Source organism: Brevundimonas sp. NPDC055812 (assembly GCF_053616535.1).
In genome coordinates this window covers 108,657-125,364 of sequence record NZ_JBSHDX010000008.1, presented here as the reverse complement: position 1 = coordinate 125,364, position 16,708 = coordinate 108,657, and the positions used below count along the sequence as shown (strand labels likewise).

Here is a 16,708-nt window from a genome sequence, read left to right as displayed (position 1 = left end):
TCACTCGATCACATAGCCGACAGGACCGCGCCAGCCGGCGCCGGGCTGGGCCGCCGGGGCGGGCGAGCCGTAGACCTGGTTCAGCTGGCCGAAGAAGATGGTCTGGGCGTCCTGGGCGATGCGCAGGCCGTCGGCGGGGGTCTGCATCCGCCCCGGCGACGTCGGGTTGACGATATAGGGTTCGACGATGACCACCAGTTCGGTCTCGCCCATCACATAATCGCGCGACCTGAACAGCTGGCCCAGCACCGGCAGGTTGGTCATGCCCGGCAGGGCGTCGATCGCCTGGCGCGTCGATTCCTGCAGCAGGCCCGCGATCATCATCGACCCGCCCGAGGGCAGTTCGATGGTGTTCTCGCTGCGCCGCACGCTCAGGCCCGGCAGGGTGATGGAGGACGGCGTGCCCGCGCCGATGGTCAGGCCCCCGTTGGGCGTCAGCTCCGACACCTCGACCTTGACCTGCAGGCTGATGCGTCCTTCCGACAGGACCACCGGCCGGAACGACAGACCGACGCCGTAGGGCTTGTACTCGACGGTGACCTGGCCTTCGCGATCACGTCCGGCGGGCACGGGGAACTCGCCCCCGGCCAGGAAGCTGGCCGCCTCGCCGTTGACCGAGGTCAGGTTGGGCTCGGCCAGCGTCCGCACCAGGCCGACGCGCTCGAAGGCCTTGAGCATGGCCTCGCCCTTGTTCAGCCCGTCCGAACCCGGGCCGGTTCCGGGCTGGGCCGTGTCCCAGTTGCTGGGGTCGCCGGGGCTGCCGTCGACCGTGACCGGGCACATGGAGCCCTCGGGCCAGCCGGGACCGCAGGGCATCTGCATCTGGAAATTCTTGGTGGTGTCGCGCGCGATCCCGCCCGCCAGCCCGCCCAGGAAGGAGCCGTTCACGCCCCAGGTGGCGCTGTTGCCCAGCAGCCATTGGGTGTCGCCGACCCGGCCGATCACCGCCTGGGTGTCGAAGCCGAGCTGTTTAATGGCGTTGCGCTGCACCTCGACCACGCGCACCTTCAGCGTCACCTGGTCCGAGCCGGCGACGGCGATCATGTTCATGACCTTTTCAGGGGCGCTGACGAAGGCGCGCGCCACCTGGGCGGCGCGGTCGGCCTCGGCCGGGCTGGCGGCCACGCCGGTCAGGATGATGCTGTCGTTGACCGCCTCGGCGCGCAGGTTGGAGCCCGGCGCCACGCGCGCCAGCGTGTCCTGAAGCGCGCTGACCCCTGCATCGACGCGAACGCGCAGGGCCAGGATGGTGCGGCCGCCCGCATCCAGGAAGACGGCGTCCGTCTCGCCCCCCGCCAGGCCGATCATGGTGATCCGCCGGGGCGAATGCAGCATGGCCTCGGCCACGGTGGGATTGGAGATGATGACGTCGCGCGCATCGGTCGGCAGGTCGACGGCGAAGGAGGTCCCGCGCGGCAGATTGACCAGCTGGGGGGCCGAGCCTGCGGTGATGGCCGCGCGCGTCTGGGCCCTGGCGCCTTCCGACGCCGCCGAGCCGCCCAGGGCGATCAGGGCGGCGCAGGCGGCGACGGCGAAACGATTCATGCCGGATAGCCTCGTCCTCATGGCGTCGTCACCGTCTCGACCTGGCCCTCGCGATAGATTTTCACGACCGAACCGCCGCCCGCCGCGCGAGCGCCGCGAACCGCGCCCGGCACATGGCCCGACGGCCCGGCCGTATCGGCGTAGGAGCGCAGCACCAGCGACAGGTCGCCTTCGGACTTGGCCAGGGCCAGGACCTCGGCGTCGCGGCCGGTCAGCTCCAGGGTGGCGGTGGCGCCGACCACCGCCTTCTCGTCCTCGGCGGCGCGGGTGCTCTGGTCGATGGCCAGGACCTTGACGTTGCGCATCACCGTGGCGGCCGAGTATCGCGTTCCGCCGTCGTCGCCCGAGCCCTTGATCTCGCGCGTCAGCAGGACGTCCACCCGGTCGCCAGGCAGGATGAAGCCGCCCGCAGCGGTCTCGACCGTGACGCGGATCGCCATGGCCCGCATCCCCGGCTCCAGATAGGCGGCCATGTAGCCGCTGTCCCCGGCGCGCACGACCTTGCGCGCCACCAGGGGCTCTCCGGCCAGGACGGTTTCGCGCACCACGGCGCCGATGTAGTCGCCCTTGGCCCCCGGCGTGTTCAGTTCGGCGACGGCCTTCATGGCGCGCTCCACCGTGGCGCTCTTGCCGCCAGCGGCGGCGTTCTCGGCGGCTGCGCCTTCCGCCTTGGGCGTCGGCGGCGGGCCGTCGGTGATGAAAAGAGGGTTGAGTTCGTCGACCGGCCAGTCCTTCCAGCTCAGGTCGGCTTCGGTCAGGCGTCGGCCCGGCTCCAGATCCCGCGCGGCGACCAGCACCCGAGCCATGGGCCGCGTCTCGACGGCGGCCAATGCGGTCGCTGTCGGCTGTCCCGACGATCCCATGGCGCGCACGACCAGGGCCAGGCCGATGGCTGCAAGGGCTGCAACGCAGATGACGGCGATCTTGGCGGGTTTCATCCAGTCTCTCCGGCAGACGCGATCGCGCGAACCCGGATGATCCGCCCCCTGCCTGTCAGGGATAATGGCTTGTCATGGTTAACGCGCCCCTAAGCTCGGCGCTTTAACGAACGGCGTCATCAACCCGCGATGAAGGCGGTCATCAAGGGGCTGGACGGATAGGCGAGCAAGGCGCCGACGGCGATGGCGACGCCATAGGGGATGTCGCCCTTGGGCTGCATCAACCGCATGACCCAGCCGGGGCCGGTCTGGGCGAAGAAGGGCAGATGGCTGCGCGCCGTCAGCAGCAGCAGGCAGAAGCCGCCGCCGGCGAGCGCGGTGAAGAGAATGAAGGGCAGGGCGCCTGAAACGCCCATCCACAACATGGCGGCGGCCAGCAGCTTGGCGTCTCCGCCCCCGATCCAGTTCGCCGCGAACATCCCCATGCCGATGATGAGGGCGACGGCCGCCAGAGCTGCTGAAACGCCCACCGTCGCCCAGGGCAGACCCAGCGCCAAGGCCGCCGGAAAGAAGCCGACGATCAAAAGGCCTGAAATCCAGTTCGGAATCTTCATCGTCGTCAAATCATGCAAGGCCGCGATGACGGCCAGGACGGGCAAGACTGCCAATAGCGTGAAGGAGATCGCGAGCATGCGTAGATCCTACGGCTTCATCTCTTAAGGCGCGGTTTCTGTAGTCGATCTGGCGCATGAAAAAGGCCGGGACGTGAAAGTCCCGGCCTTTCTCCTAAGGAACTCTGGAGCTTAGTTCTGAGCGGCTTCAGCCGCAGTGATCGCCGTATTCACGCCGGTGAACGTCTCCTTGAGCTTGCCGCCAAGGATGCCAACCGCGCCGATGATCGCCACAGCGATCAGAGCGGCGATCAGGCCGTATTCGATGGCCGTGGCGCCGGATTCGTCTTTAGCGAAGCGCGTGATGAAGTTGCGCATGTCTTGTCTTCCTTTGTTCAGTAACGAGCTGATGACCCACTATCAGGGTCTTCGGTTTTGCCCGCTTGACCCCCGTTTGCATGGCGACAATGCGTCGACGCCTCTTAAGAGCGAGTAAAATCTCGCCGATCAGCAGAAGAAATGATGGTTACTGGGTTGTTTACTGAAATTCGCGTTTCATTTCGGCGTCGATCTCGAATTTCAGGGTTTCTTGACCTTTGAGCGTCAGCTTCGCGTCCGGCGCTCGCGCGCGCCCGTTCTGACGCTCTCGGAGGTCTCGCCATGCGCCCCGCTATTCTTTTCGTCGGCCTGGCCGCAACGCTTGCCCTCGCCATGCCGGCTTCGGCGCAGGACCGGCCGCTCGACGTCAAGCTGGACCAGGCCACGCGGGTGCAGCTTCGCGCCCCGGCCGGTTCGGTCATCGTGGCCAATCCGCGCATCGCCGACGTCGCCGTGACCGACGCCCGCACCCTGTTCATCACGGGCAAGAGCTACGGCCTGACGGAAATCATCGCTGTCGACGCCCTGGGCCGCCCGCTGTTCCAGCGTCAGGTTTCGGTCAGTCCCGGCGAGACCGGCTCGGTGCGCGTCTGGCGCGGGGGCGAGGCGGTCGAGGTCGCCTGCGGGACTCGTTGCGCGCCCGCCGCGCGCCCGTCCACGGCGCCCTGACTCCATGCGACGGGGGCTGGGTTTGATGCGAGGTCGGCGACATCGCGAGGGCTCCACCGCCGTGGAGTTCGCCCTCGTGGCCCTTCCCTTCTTCGTCCTGTTGTTCGGCATACTGGAGATCGGCCTGATGCTTCTGGTCGACGCCCTGGCCGAAACCGCCGTCTCCGACGCCGGCCGGCAGATCCGCACCGGTCTGGCCCAGGAACAGAAGCTCGAAGCCGAAGACATCAAGGCGCGTCTGTGCGCCAACATGGGCGTTTTCTCGCGCGATTGCCCCAGCCGCGCCTTCATCGACATCCGGGTGGTCGACGGCTTCTCCACGCCGCCGGACGCAGACCCGTTGAAAACGGGGGCCTTCGACCCCGGCGTTCTGACCTATCAGCCAGGCGGGCCCGGTGATCGGGTGCTGGTGCGCGTCTGGTACGAACATCCCATCGTCACCCCCTTCATCGCCCAGGCCGTGTCGCGCACCGCCGATCGTCGCGTGATGCTGACCACCACCCTGGCTTTCCGCAACGAGCCCTATCAGTGAGAGGCACCGCGAACATCGGATTGTTGCGCCGCCTGTTGCGGGACCGACGCGGCGTCTCTGCGGTCGAGTTCGCCCTGATCGCGCCGGTGATGATCACCATCTATTTCGGCCTGGTCGAGTTCAGTCAGGGCTATATGGCCGAGCGTCGCGCCAGCCACGCCGCCTCCATGGTCGCGGACCTGGTGGCCCAGTCCGGCGGCACCAATGTCCAGGACCTTGAGAGCACCTTCATGATCGGGGACATGATCATGCGCCCCTTCTCCTCGACGCCGCTGTCCATCCGCGTCTCAAGCGTCACGGTGGATGCGCGCGGCGTGGCCACGGTCGAATGGAGCGGCGCCAACAACCGCAACCTGACCGGCCGCGCCCCGCGCTCCGTAGTGACCGACCTGCCGCCGGGTGTGATCTCGACGGGCGAGACCTTGATCCTGGGCGAGACCGAATACGCCTACCAATCGGCCTTCGCCCAGGTCATTCCCAACGGCGTCACCTTCCGGCGCAGCTACTATCTCCGCCCGCGCACCACCGACCGGATCGCCTGCGCGGACTGCCCCGTCTGACTCGGGCGGCCCTAGCCGACCAGGGCCTCCCTAAGCGCACGGAACTTGGCCTCGGTCTCCAGCCGTTCGGCGCGCGGGTCGCTGTCGGCGACGATCCCCGCCCCGGCCAGGGCGCGCCAGCCCCAGCCGAGCGCCGTCTGCTCAAAGGCCGCCGTGCGGATCAGGACGGAGGCGGTCAGTCGCGCCTCCTCGCCCAGCCCCCAACCGAACAGGGAGCCGCACCACGGCCCGCGCGGCGGCTCATGGCCTGCGATCACCTTCATGGCCTGATGCTTGGGCGCGCCGGTGATGGAGCCGGGCGGGAAGGCGGCCTCCATCACTTCGGCCGGACCGACGCCGTCCGCCGCCTGAGCGCTGACGGTCGAGACCAGATGGTGCACCGTCGGGTGGCTCTCCAGTTCGAACAGCCGCTGGACCTGGACCGAGCCGGGCCGGGCCGCCTGCGCCACGTCGTTGCGCATCAGATCGACGATCATCAGGTTCTCGGCCAGGTCCTTGGCGCTGGCGATCAGTTCCGCGGCCAGGGCCGCGTCCCGGACCGGGTCGGGATCTCTTGCACGGGTGCCCTTGATCGGTCGGGTCTCGATGCGGCCGCTGTCGCCGTCGAAGGTCAGGAACAGTTCGGGCGAGTTGGACGCCAGCGCCCTTCGGCCCAGGCGCCAGAAGGCGCCGTAGGCCGCGCCCCGCTCCGCCGACAGCCGCAGGAAGACGTCGAAGGGATCGCGCCCCGGCTTCAGCGTTCCGGTCCAGGCGCGGGCGATATTGGCCTGGAACAGCTCGCCCGCGCCGATGCGGGCGATCACGTCGGCGACCGCCGCCTCATAGGCCGCGCCCGAGCCTTCCTCGATCGCGCGATCGCACGGCGGCGGGGGCGGCGCGACCGACGCTGCCGCCTCCAGCCACCCAGCCGCCCGACGGACCTGAAGACGCGCCGCCTCGGCGTCGATCCCGCGCCCAACGGCCTGCACCCGACGCTCGCGATGGTCGAAGGCCAGCAGGGCCGGATAGCGGGCCAGCATCAGGTCGGGCCAGCCGCTCCCGCGTTCGCCGGTCGCGGGCCGCGCCCCGGCGTCATAGCTCATCAGCCCGACGACGCCGCCGCCCGCATAGGCCGGATCGCGCAGGCGCTGAAACAAGGCCCCGTCGTCGACCCGCCCGATGAAGGTCTGGTCCGGCTCGCAGGCGACGAAGGACCAGCGCCCGCCGTGCGCGTCCGGATCTCCGGCGCCGGCCAGCAAGGCCAGGGCGCCCTCGCGCCGGCTCAGCCCCGCCGCCGTCGTTAGAGGCTCGCGCCAGGGATGCGTCTCGACAAGGCGCGCGGGCAGGGCGCTCACGGCGCCAGCCGCGCCCGGATGCGGGCGGCCAGGGGCGCATCCACGCCCAGCACATGCTGCAGGTAGCCGCCGACCGAACCGTTGTGCGCCGCGATGGCCCGATAGGCTTCGTTCAGATAGGCCGCCTCGACGCCTAGGAAGGCGACCACGGCCCCGTGCGACGCGGTGCGGCCGGTCATGGCCGTCAGGCGACGGGCCATCTCTTCGGCCCTGCCCTCAAGGTTCACGGCCCTGTTGGTCTCCAGATAATCCGCCATCAGGTCGTCCTGCGCCACGCCCAGCAGGCTGTGGGTCAGGGCCGCCAGCAGGCCGGTCCGGTCCTTGCCCGCCGCGCAGTGGATCAGCACCGGTCCCTCGGCCTCGCCCAGCAGACGGAAGTAGCGACCGAACAGATCGACATGGGCCGCCTCGAACGGCAGGCGGCGATAGGTCTCGGTCATGAAGGTTCGGCCGGACGCCTCGGTCAGGTCGGCGGTCTTCAGAAAGGTCAGGTGCGGCGCCTCGCCCCCGTCGTCATGACCGCTTTCGATCAGCGTCCCGGCCCAGCCGACCGGGCGGCGAGACGGCTGGGCGCGTCGCTCGCTGGGACGGCGCAGGTCGACCACGGCGGCCAGCTTCAGCGCCGCCAGCCGCGCCACGTCGGCGTCGGTCGCCCGCGCCTGATGCGCCGCGCGATACAGCCGCCCGCGCGCCAGCAGGCGATCGTCCACGGCGTAGCCGCCGTAGTCGCGGAAATTGTCGATGGCCTCGAACGGCGAAAGGCGGTCGCTCATGACCGCCTTTCTTAGACTGTTCGACGGGGGGCGCCAGTCCGGGCTAGCGTCCCGCCACCAGGGCCGACATGGCGTCCAGATAGGCGAGGAAGGCGTCGCGGCCCGCCTCGGTCATGCTGGCCCGCGTCAGGGGTTTGCGGCCCTGGAAGCTCTTGGACACGGCGACGAATCCCGCCTCCTCTAGCTTTCGCAAATGCACCGACAGATTGCCGTCCGTCGCCTGCAGCCGAGCCTTGAGCTCGCCGAAGTCGGCGCTCTCCACACCGGCCAGACAGGCCATGATCCCCAGGCGCACCCGGCCGTGGATCACCTCGTCGATGCGGCCGATGTCGAAGTTCGAGGTCTCGTCCTCGACGTTCATCTCAGCCCGCCTTCTTCGTTGCGCCGCGCACCAGGATCAGTCCGGGCGCGAGGGCGACGGCGATCAGCAGGACCAGATAGACCGGATAGATGAGCAGAGGGTCGCCCAGTCCGGCAAGCACCACGGCGCCGGCGTAGGAGATCAGGCCCACGACGTTGAGCCAGGCCTTGCGGCTGATGGCGGCCACCACCATCCAGGCCGAACCGTAGGCGCCCATGACCACCGTCGGCATCAGGGCCATCACGCCCCAGTCGCCGGTGCGCCAGCCGAAGACCATCAGAGCCGTCCAGGTGACGAAGATGCCGTAGCCGATGGCCGACCATGCCGCGCCGACCGACCGGTTCATGGCGCTGGCGCCGCCGCAGGCGCTTTCGATGCGGCGGATGAGTACGATCAGGGCGATCACGAATACTGCGGCCGCGCCCAGCCACAGCGACAGGCTTTCCCAGCCGCCGTTGGGGATACGGCCCAGCACCATCATCCACTGGCCGACCGTGGCGGCCCCGAAGATTACGGCGGCGGCGACCAGCACCGATCCGCCTAGAAGCGGCGCTCGCCGTCCCTCCTGGGCGAGGGCCTTCATATAGGCGATGTCGTCGTGAACGGATTGAACCTGGTCGCGGGTCATGGCGTCTCTCCCTGCCTGTCGTGCAGAAAGTGAGCCAAGAACTTTATGATGTAAAGTTCTTTTTCTGAGACGGAACGCGCCGGGCGGCCTAGACCTTGGCCATGCGCGTCGCCTTTCATCACATCGCCTATGAGCCCTTGGCCATCTGCAACGCCCTGTCGATGGAGCGGCTGGAGGCCTCCGTCGCGCGCGCCGGGCTGAGGTCCGGCGCGACGGTCATGGACATCGGCTGCGCCTATGGCGAAGTCTCCATGCGTCTGGCCCGCGTCTTCGACGCCCGCGTGACGGCGGTGGAGCTGGACCCGGTCATGGCTGACGGCGCCGCAGCGCGTATCGCGCAGGCGGGCCTCTTGGACCGGATCACGCTGCGGCGCGAGACCTCCGCCGCCGCTCTCGATGATCATGCGCCGCTGGACCTGATCGTGGCCATCGGCTCGACGGAACCGGCCGGCAAGGGGCTGCGTGAACCCGTCGCCGTCTTTTCCGCCCTGGCTGAACGCCTGGCTCCGGGCGGCGCGCTGTTGTGGGGCGACCTGTTCTGGAAAGACGAACCGCCCGCGCCGCTTCGCCAACTGGTGGAAGCGTCCGGCTACTATGTCCGTCACGACGAATGGCAGGCGGCGGCGCGCGCTGCGGGTCTGGAGGTCGTTTCGGCCGAAATCTCCGATGAGGCGGAATGGGCGGTCTATCGCACGGGCATGGAGACGGCGATCGCCGACTGGCTTGACGCCCATCCTGATCATGCCGATGCGCCGACCGTCGCCGCCACGGCGAACCGCATCAAGATGATGTTCGACTTCGGCGCCCCCTACTTCGGCTTCGGCCTCTACCTCTTCCGGAAGACCTGAAGGGCCGACGCCCCTCCCCATGAAGGGAGGGAGAAGCCGCGCTCAAGCAGCGCGCGACCGCGTCGCGAGCGATCGCGCCCTTATCTGAAAGGCGGCTCGTCGAAGGCGCGCAGCTTGCGCGAGTGCAGGCGGGTTCCCTCGGCGCGCAGCAGGTCCACGGCCTGGATGCCGATCTGCAGGTGCTCGGAGATCGAGCCTTCGTAGAAGCGGTTGGCCTGGCCCGGCAGCTTGATCTCGCCGTGCAGCGGCTTGTCCGAGACGCATAGCAGCGTCCCGTAGGGCACGCGGAAGCGATAGCCCTGCGCCGCGATGGTGGCGCTTTCCATGTCGATGGCGACGGCGCGGCTCTGGTTGAAGCGCAGGGCCGACTTGGAATAGCGCAACTCCCAGTTGCGGTCGTCGGTGGTGACGACGGTGCCGGTGCGCAGCCGCTTCTTCACCTCTTCGCCCGGCGCCCCCGAAACCTGTTTGGTCGCGTCATAGAGGGCGCGCTGCACCTCGGCGATGTTGGGGATCGGGATGTCGGCAGGCAGGACGGCGTCCAGCACATGGTCGTCGCGCAGGTAGGCGTGGGCCAGGACATAGTCGCCGATGGTCTGGCTGCCGCGCAGGCCGCCGCAGTGGCCGATCATCATCCAGGCGTGCGGCCGCATGACCGCCAGGTGGTCGCAGATGGTCTTGGCGTTGGACGGGCCGACGCCGATGTTGACCAGGGTGATGCCCTGGCCGTCCGGCCGCGTCAGGTGATAGGCGGGCATCTGATGCTTGCGCCAGGCCGCGTCCATGATGGCCGCCTCCGGGTCGTCGGTGGCGCGCGTCACGACCACGCCTCCGGCGCAAGACAGGCTCTCATACGGGCTGTCGGGATCGGCGATCTCGGCCGTGGCCCAGCGCACGAACTCATCGACGTAGCGATTGTAGTTGGTGAAGAGGATGAAGCTCTGCACGTCCTCGACCGGCGTGCCGGTGTAGTGCCGCAGCCGCGCCAGGGAGAAGTCGGTCCGCAGGGCGTCGAACTGGGCCAGCGGATGCTCCTCGCCCGGCTCCCACAGGCCGTCGGAGACTTCGTCGCCGATATGGGCCAGTTCGGTGGTCGGGAACCAGCGGGCGATGGCCGCCGTCATGGTGCGGTCCAGCACCACGTCCGAACCGTCCAGCACATAGGGGAAGGGGATCTCCTGATCCGACGGCTCGACGGCGAAGGTCGCCCCATACTCCGTCGCGAGCAGGGTCAGCTGATCCAGCAGATAGGTGCGGAACAGGTCGGGCCGGGTGATGGTGGTCGTATAGACGCCGGGCCAGGACAGGCGGCCATAGGCGCGGGTCTCGAGGTTCTGCGGGCGGTCGCCGTACCAGGTCACCGTCAGGCGGGGGTAGGCGAACAGGCCTTGCGCGCGCGCCTCGGGGTCGGCGCGTTCGCCGGTCGCCAGGAAGGTCTTCACGGCCTGGCGCAGGTTGGCGACGGATTGATTGTAGAGGGTTTCGAGGCGGTCCAGCGCCGCCTGGGGGGTCATCTTGTCTGTCATGGCTTCCTCTAGCGGAAAACCGTGACCTTGGCGAGACGGGGGAAACACGCCGACATGACAGTTGACCGCCGAGGGTTAGCTCAACGCCCCGCGCAGGAAGGCGACGGCCTTCGTCCGATCGTCCGCCGCCCCGCGCCAGACCAGCGTCCCGTCTCTCGCCCCCTCGTAGGCTGAAGGATCGGTGAAGGTCGCATCCGGCTTGTCGGGCGCGCCGAGGGCGGCCGCCGCCCGCACCGCTCCGGGCGCGCCGGCCGTCGCCAGATAGCGCCGGTCCAGCGCCAGCATCAGGGCCGCGCGACCGCCTTCGCCCAGGCCCAGAACGCCGATCCGTCCGGCGTCTCCGCCCATATCCTCGGCCCGCCGCGCCGCCCAGGCGACGGCTGACGCTCCATCGGCGATGAAGGCCGGATAGGGGCTGCCCGGCGCCGCCCGTCGGTCGGCCAGAGCCACGACGAAGCCTCGCTCGGCCAGGTCGCGCGCCGTCCGTTCATCCGCCGTCCGTTCATCCGCCGCCTGGGGGGCTCCGTCCGGCAGCAGGATCAGGATAGGCGAACCGTCCGCCCGCGCCGGACGATAGAGGCGCAACGTCTGACGCGGATCGGCGCCATAGGCCGTGCGCGCCGTACGCCAGCCGGGCGGCCCGATCGGAACGGGCGCCGACCCGCCCTCGCCGATCAGCGGCGCGCAGGCTGCGGTCGCCACCGTCGCCAGCAGCGGCGCCAGAAGTCCTCGCCTCGTCATGCCGTCTCCCCCGGAAATCAAAGGGGCGCGGCCCTGTCGAACCGCGCCCCGAAATCAGGTCGAACCTTACCGGGCCAGGTGCTTGTCCAGCCAGCCGAAGACCTCATTGTGCCATTGCAGGCTGTTGGCCGGTTTCAGCACCCAGTGGTTCTCGTCGGGGAAGAAGACCAGGCGGCTCTCGATCCCGCGCCGTTGCAGGGCGGTGAAGGTCGACAGGCCCTGCGAGGTGGGGATGCGGAAGTCGAGATCGCCCTGAACCACCAGCATCGGGTCGCGCCAGTTCTGGACGTGGTTGGCCGGGTTGAACTTCTGATAGCCTTCCGGGTTTTCCCACGGCGTGCCGCCGTATTCCCACTCGGTGAACCACAGCTCCTCGGTGCCGTAGCCCATGCCGAAGGTGTCGAAGACGCCGTCGTGGTTGACCAGGCATTTGAACTCGCCCGGCCAGTTGCCCGCGATCCAGTTGATCATATAGCCGCCGTAGGAGGCGCCCAGGGCGCAGGCGTTGTTCCCGTCCAGGAAGTCATACTTCGACTGGGCGAAGGCCCAGCCCTTCTGCAGGTCTTCCAGCGGGCGGTCGCCCCAGTGCTGGCTGATGGCGTCGGTGAATTCCTGGCCGTAGCCGGTCGAGCCGTGGAAATCGATCATCACCACCGCATAGCCCGCGCCCGCATAGGTGCCGGGGTTCCAGCGGTAGGACCAGGAGTTGCCGAACGAGCCCTGCGGCCCGCCGTGGATCAGGAAGGCGACCGGATACTTCTGACCCTCGACGTAGTCAGCGGGCTTGATGACGTAGCCGTGGACCGTCTCGTCGTTCCAGCCGGGGAAGCTGAACTGCTCGGCCTCGCCGAAGGCCTTGGTCGTCAGCTGCGGGTTCACATCGGTCAGGCGGCGCGGCATTTCGCGGCCGCGATAGGTCTTGAAGAACAGGTCGCTGGGCGAGGTCAGGGTGTCGACCGCCATGACGAAGCCCGAGGGCGTCTGCTGGAAGGCGCCGACGTGGCCTTCGCCCGTCAGCGGCGTCACCACGCCGTTGCGCGCGTCGATGGCGAACAGGCGGGTCTGACCGACATCGCCCGCAGTGGCGTAGAGGGTGTTTCCGTCCTTGGACCATTGCAGCGTATCCGCCGAACGGTCCCAGTTGGCCGCGATCTGGCGCGTCTGGCCGGTGGCGACGTCGCGCAGGAAGATCGAGAACTTGTCCGCTTCAAAGCCCGGACGGGCCATGGCGCGGTAGGCCAGGGTCTGACCGTCCGGCGAGAAGACCGGGCCGGTGTCCCAGGCCGGGTTGGCCTCGGTCAGATTGGTCAGTTGGCCCGGCGCCGATACGGCGACGCTGTAGAGGTCGAAGTTCGTGCTCCACGGCTCGCTGTTCCCAGCCTTGCGCGCGGAGAAGACCAGCGACTGCCCGTCAGGCGCGAAGGTGAACTCGCTCTCGTCGCCGAACGGTTTGGACGGGGTGTCGCCGTCGAAGCCCTTCGTGACCCAGACCGGCTCGCCGCCCGCCTTGCCGTCGGCGCCGATCGACTGGACGAAGAGGTGGTTCTGGGTGTGGTCGTTCCACGTATCCCAGTGACGCACAAACATGCGGTCATAGACCTGGCCGGTCGACTTGCGCTCGGCCTCTGTCTTGCCGCGCGCGACCGAGGCGTTCAGGTCCGCCGCATCCGGGTAGACGGCCAGCGACACGGCCACCGCATCGCCCGCCGCGTTGATGCGATAGGCGTTGACGTCGGTCGGCAGGGCCGTGACCTGCGTCGCCGTCGCGCCCTTGTCGGCCGAGACCCAGACCTGGCTGGAGCCCGAACGGCCCGACAGGAAATACAGCTCGCCGTCGGCGCCCCAGCGGGCGGTGTTGGCGCCGCCTTCGGAGATGGCCAGCTTCTGCGGCTGAGCCTCGCCCTTCAGGCCCAGGATGTAGAGGGCGCTCGAGCGCTTGTTGGCCGCCACGTCGGTCTGGGTCAGCGAATAGACCACCCACTCGCCGTCCGGCGACACCTGGGGGTCGCCCAGCCGGTTGGCCGAGATCATGTCCTGATAGGTGAAGGCGGCGCGGGCCTGGGTCGTCGCTGGGGTCGTCGCCGCGGCCGGGGCGACGAGCGCCCCCTCGGCCAGGGCCGGCAGGGCCGAGGCGGTCAGCAGGGCGGCGGCGCTGAGGCCGGACAGGAGATGGGGCAGGCGGCGCATTCAGGCGCTCCTCATGCGGATGTGAAGTCTGGCCGAAGGCCTAACACCGCCGCGCGCCGCCCGCAAAGCCTCCTGTTTAAGGGGCCGTTTGCTGACCTTCCTTCGTCCAGTCGGCCGTCCAGTCCAGAATCTCCTGCTGCCACTCGACCCAGGTTTGCGGCTTGAGCACCCAGTGGTTCTCGTCCGGCACATGGACGAAGCGGCTGGGAATGTTCAGCCGCTGCAAGGCCGAGAAGGTCGCCAGCCCCTGCTCCATCGGCACGCGGAAGTCCTTGGAGCCGTGCAGCACCAGCATCGGCTTCTTCCAGTCGCCTGCGTAGGTCTCGGGGTTGTGGGCGTCATAGACCGCCTTGCGGTCCCAGGTCGCGCCGCCGAACTCATGGATGAAGGTCGAGATGTCCATGGCGTTCATCAGCTGCGGCACGTCGAACACGCCCGCGTGGTTGACCAGGCAGCGCCACGGCTCGTTCCACTTGCCCGCGATCATATTGACCATATAGCCGCCGTAGGAGGCGCCGAGCGCGCAGGCCCGCTGGCCGTCGATCCAGGGATTGGCCGCCAGGGCCGCCTGCCAGCCCTTTTGCAGGTCTTCCAGCGGACGATCGCCCCAGTGGTCGTTGATGGCGTCGGTGAAGGCCTGGCCGTAGCCCGGCGAGCCATGGAAGTTGACCATCACCACGGCATAGCCCGCCGCCGTATAGACCTGCGGATTCCAGCGGTAGGACCAGCTCTCGGTCCAGGGCGACTTGGGCCCGCCGTGGATCAGATAGACGGCCGGATATTGGCGGCCCTCGACGAAGCCTGCGGGCTTGAACACCCAGCCGTGCGCCGTCTCGTCGTTCCAGCCGGGGAAACGGATCTCCTCGGGACGGGGCAGGTCAATGCGGGCCAGCAACTCGGCGTTGTGCTGCGTCGCCTGACGGGCGGTCTGGCCGTTGCGGGCGATGAAGATCTGCGTCGGGGCCGTGAAGCTCTCATGGGCATAGGCCAGAACGCCGCCGACCTCGTCGAAATCACCGACCGAGCCGATGTCGGTCAGGGCCTTCACCGCGCCGGTTCGGGCGTCGATCTCGAACAGGCGGTTCTGGCCTTCGTCGGCGGCCGTCACGTAGAGCGCCCGGCCGTCCGAACGCCAGGTCAGGCCGCTGGGGCCGCGATCCCAGTTCGTCAGGGCGCGAGCGTTCGCGCCGTTAGCATCGGCCACCATGACCACCGGCTGATCGCCGCCGACGTTCTCGCGCGGGGCCGCCAGCCAGGCCAGGCGCCGTCCGTCGGGCGACAGGGCGGGCGCGCCGTCCGGCCCCGAGTGATCCGGGGTCAGGTTGACGGCGGGGCCGCCGTCCAGGCTCAGGCGATACAGGTCGCTGTTGTTGGTGAAGGGCGCGCGGTCGTCCTGCGTCCGCGTCGAATAGATCAGGGTCCGCCCGTCGCGCGAGAGCGTCAGTCCGCCTTCGCCCACGCCGACGTCCGCATCCAGTCCGGCGGTCAGATCGCGCGGCGGGCCTTCGGCGAAACCCGAGCCGTTCAGCGGTTGCAGGAAGAGATGGCTCTGGCGCCCGTCAGCCCAGCGGTCGAACACGCGCAGCGGCATCCGGTCATAGACCTGCTGGGTCGACTTGGCCCGCTCGGCCAGTCGGTCCTTCGTGCAGTCCAGGGTCTCGCAATCCGTATAGACCGACACGCCCAGCACCAGGGCCTTGCCGTCCGGCGTGAAACGGAAGCCCGACACGGAGACCGGAAGCGTCGTCGCCTGCGCCGCCGCCAGACCCTCGCGGTCCGCGCGCCACACCTGGTTCGATCCGCCGCGTGACGACAGGAAATAGATCGACTGCCCGTCCGGCGCCCAGCGCGCGCTCGAGACGCCGCCGTCGGAGATCGGCAGGCGACGCGGCGCCGTCGCGCCGTCGACGTCGGCCATCCACAAGCCGGTCTGGTTCTTGTTGCCGGCCCAGTCCGTGGTGGTCACGGCGTAGATGACGCGGCGGCCGTCGGGCGAGACGCGCGGATCGCCGACCCGCTCCATCGTCGCCAGATCCTTCAGGCCGAGACGATCGGAAGCCGGGGCCTGGGCCGAAGCCGCAGCCGCGACCGGCGTTTCCTGCGCCAGCGTCGGCGTCGCCGCCAGGCCGCCCGCCAGCAACAGCATCTGGACGGCCGCCGCCGTCATCCAGTGTGATCGGGTCATTACGCTACATTCCCCCAAAGAATGGTCAGGCTTCCTGCATAGGGGGCCGTTCCCGCTTCGCCAAGCGGGATGGCGCTTGCCCGCCGCCGCCGCCTCGGCGACAAGCAGGCGATGAGTCCGGCTCTTCACATCGTCGACGTGCTGATCGCCGAGCGCGCGCCCCGGCTGACGGGATCGGCCGCCTGGCCCCTGGCGCGGCCCGCCCTCTACGGCCTGCTCGACTACGCCAAGGCGCGGCGCATGGCCGACGCCATCGGCCCCATGGCCGGACGTCAGGCGCTGGACTATGTCTCGGACCTGCTGGAGCTGACCGTGCGGACGGCGCATCTGGATCGCCTGCCCGCCTCGGGCCGCTGTCTGGTGGTGTGCAACCATCCGACCGGCATCGCCGACGGCCTGGCCGTGCATGACGCCCTGCGCACGGTGCGAAACGACCTGATCTATTTCGCCAACGCCGACGCCCTGCGCGTCTCGCCGCGCCTGTCGGAAACCGTCGTCCCCGTCGAATGGGTCACGGCCAAGCGCACGCGCGAGAAGACCCGCGCCACCCTCCAGGCCGCCAAGGAGGCGTTCGAGGCCGAACGCTGCGTCGTCATGTTCCCGGCCGGGCGCCTGGCCCGCGTCGGTGCGGACGGCCTGCTGACCGACCCCGAGTGGGCCGCCACCGCCGCCTCCCTGGCCCGCAAATACGAGGCGCCGGTGGTCCCGATCCACGTCTCCGGCCCGACCAGCCGCCTGTTCCATCTGTTCGACAAGGTGTCGCAGGAGCTGCGCGACATCACCCTCTTCCACGAACTGCTGAACAAGAAGGGCCGCGCCTTCGACCTGATCGTCGGCCGCCCCATCCCGCCGCCGGCCCTGGACGTCGACGCCCAGGCCGCCACTCTGAAACTGAAAACCTTCGTCGAGCGGACCCTGGCCGCCGATCCTGACGCGACCTTCGCCTGATGCC

Annotated in this window: 17 protein-coding genes; 5 read left to right on the top strand and 12 right to left on the bottom strand. The window is 69.0% G+C overall.

The window, feature by feature from the left end:
• From ACWGL1_RS14035 to ACWGL1_RS14020, 4 genes are all read right to left on the bottom strand, one after another.
• A complete protein-coding gene (locus tag ACWGL1_RS14035; protein ID WP_338577292.1) occupies nt 1–1,545 on the bottom strand; it encodes a type II and III secretion system protein family protein in 1,545 nt (514 codons plus the stop codon).
• A gap of 17 nt (nt 1,546–1,562) precedes the next feature.
• Nucleotides 1,563–2,483 (bottom strand): Flp pilus assembly protein CpaB, encoded by a 921-nt coding sequence (gene cpaB, locus ACWGL1_RS14030; RefSeq protein ID WP_452112335.1) that lies wholly within the window; start codon nt 2,481–2,483, stop codon nt 1,563–1,565.
• A gap of 119 nt (nt 2,484–2,602) precedes the next feature.
• Nucleotides 2,603–3,115: an A24 family peptidase gene (locus tag ACWGL1_RS14025; RefSeq protein WP_291780959.1), complete on the bottom strand. Its 513-nt coding sequence runs from the start codon at nt 3,113–3,115 to the stop codon at nt 2,603–2,605.
• Nucleotides 3,116–3,226: 111 nt separating this feature from the next.
• Complete coding sequence (locus ACWGL1_RS14020; RefSeq protein WP_291780962.1) at nt 3,227–3,412, bottom strand: Flp family type IVb pilin; 186 nt, start codon at nt 3,410–3,412, stop codon at nt 3,227–3,229.
• 282 nt (nt 3,413–3,694) lie between these two features.
• Here ACWGL1_RS14020 and ACWGL1_RS14015 point away from each other — a divergent pair, with 282 nt between their 5' ends.
• The 3 genes from ACWGL1_RS14015 to ACWGL1_RS14005 all read left to right on the top strand — a co-directional run bounded on the left by ACWGL1_RS14015 (nt 3,695) and on the right by ACWGL1_RS14005 (nt 5,173).
• Nucleotides 3,695–4,081 carry a pilus assembly protein N-terminal domain-containing protein gene (locus tag ACWGL1_RS14015; protein WP_291780965.1) on the top strand — a complete coding sequence of 129 codons (387 nt, stop codon included), beginning with the start codon at nt 3,695–3,697 and terminating at the stop codon, nt 4,079–4,081.
• Nucleotides 4,082–4,142: 61 nt separating this feature from the next.
• Nucleotides 4,143–4,613 (top strand): TadE/TadG family type IV pilus assembly protein, encoded by a 471-nt coding sequence (locus ACWGL1_RS14010; protein ID WP_452112334.1) that lies wholly within the window; start codon nt 4,143–4,145, stop codon nt 4,611–4,613.
• Nucleotides 4,610–5,173, top strand: coding sequence for a TadE/TadG family type IV pilus assembly protein (locus ACWGL1_RS14005; protein ID WP_452112333.1), 564 nt, complete (start codon nt 4,610–4,612; stop codon nt 5,171–5,173). Before ACWGL1_RS14010 ends, ACWGL1_RS14005 begins: the two co-directional genes overlap by 4 nt.
• A gap of 11 nt (nt 5,174–5,184) precedes the next feature.
• Here ACWGL1_RS14005 and ACWGL1_RS14000 read toward each other — a convergent pair whose 3' ends face one another.
• From ACWGL1_RS14000 to ACWGL1_RS13985, 4 genes are read right to left on the bottom strand one after another with little or no spacing between them, the layout of a single operon-like run.
• On the bottom strand, nt 5,185–6,507 hold the full coding sequence (locus tag ACWGL1_RS14000; protein ID WP_452112332.1) for an anthranilate synthase component I family protein: 1,323 nt from the start codon (nt 6,505–6,507) through the stop codon (nt 5,185–5,187).
• Nucleotides 6,504–7,280, bottom strand: a complete 777-nt coding sequence (locus ACWGL1_RS13995; protein ID WP_452112331.1) for a tyrosine-protein phosphatase — start codon at nt 7,278–7,280, stop codon at nt 6,504–6,506. Before ACWGL1_RS13995 ends, ACWGL1_RS14000 begins: the two co-directional genes overlap by 4 nt.
• 43 nt (nt 7,281–7,323) lie before the next feature.
• Complete coding sequence (locus ACWGL1_RS13990; RefSeq protein ID WP_452112330.1) at nt 7,324–7,641, bottom strand: winged helix-turn-helix domain-containing protein; 318 nt, start codon at nt 7,639–7,641, stop codon at nt 7,324–7,326.
• Nucleotide 7,642: 1 nt separating this feature from the next.
• Entirely contained in the window at nt 7,643–8,269 is a 627-nt protein-coding gene (locus ACWGL1_RS13985; RefSeq protein ID WP_338577286.1) for a hypothetical protein, read from the bottom strand.
• 101 nt (nt 8,270–8,370) lie between these two features.
• Here ACWGL1_RS13985 and ACWGL1_RS13980 point away from each other — a divergent pair, with 101 nt between their 5' ends.
• Entirely contained in the window at nt 8,371–9,117 is a 747-nt protein-coding gene (locus tag ACWGL1_RS13980) for an SAM-dependent methyltransferase (RefSeq protein WP_452112329.1), read from the top strand.
• 80 nt (nt 9,118–9,197) lie between these two features.
• Here the strand turns inward: ACWGL1_RS13980 and ACWGL1_RS13975 are convergent, their stop codons facing one another.
• From ACWGL1_RS13975 to ACWGL1_RS13960, 4 genes are all read right to left on the bottom strand, one after another.
• Nucleotides 9,198–10,643, bottom strand: coding sequence for an AMP nucleosidase (locus ACWGL1_RS13975; protein WP_452112328.1), 1,446 nt, complete (start codon nt 10,641–10,643; stop codon nt 9,198–9,200).
• A 75-nt stretch (nt 10,644–10,718) separates the two neighbouring features.
• Nucleotides 10,719–11,384: an alpha/beta hydrolase gene (locus tag ACWGL1_RS13970; RefSeq protein ID WP_452112327.1), complete on the bottom strand. Its 666-nt coding sequence runs from the start codon at nt 11,382–11,384 to the stop codon at nt 10,719–10,721.
• Nucleotides 11,385–11,450: 66 nt separating this feature from the next.
• The gene (locus ACWGL1_RS13965) at nt 11,451–13,571 is read right to left on the bottom strand and encodes a prolyl oligopeptidase family serine peptidase (protein WP_452112326.1); all 2,121 of its coding nucleotides are present in this window, start codon (nt 13,569–13,571) and stop codon (nt 11,451–11,453) included.
• A 76-nt stretch (nt 13,572–13,647) separates the two neighbouring features.
• Entirely contained in the window at nt 13,648–15,756 is a 2,109-nt protein-coding gene (locus ACWGL1_RS13960; protein WP_452112325.1) for a dipeptidyl-peptidase 5, read from the bottom strand.
• Between the two features lie 69 nt (nt 15,757–15,825).
• Between ACWGL1_RS13960 and ACWGL1_RS13955 the strand changes: the two genes are divergently transcribed.
• The gene (locus ACWGL1_RS13955; protein ID WP_452112324.1) at nt 15,826–16,704 is read left to right on the top strand and encodes a 1-acyl-sn-glycerol-3-phosphate acyltransferase; all 879 of its coding nucleotides are present in this window, start codon (nt 15,826–15,828) and stop codon (nt 16,702–16,704) included.
• The last annotated feature ends 4 nt before the right edge of the window (nt 16,705–16,708 follow it).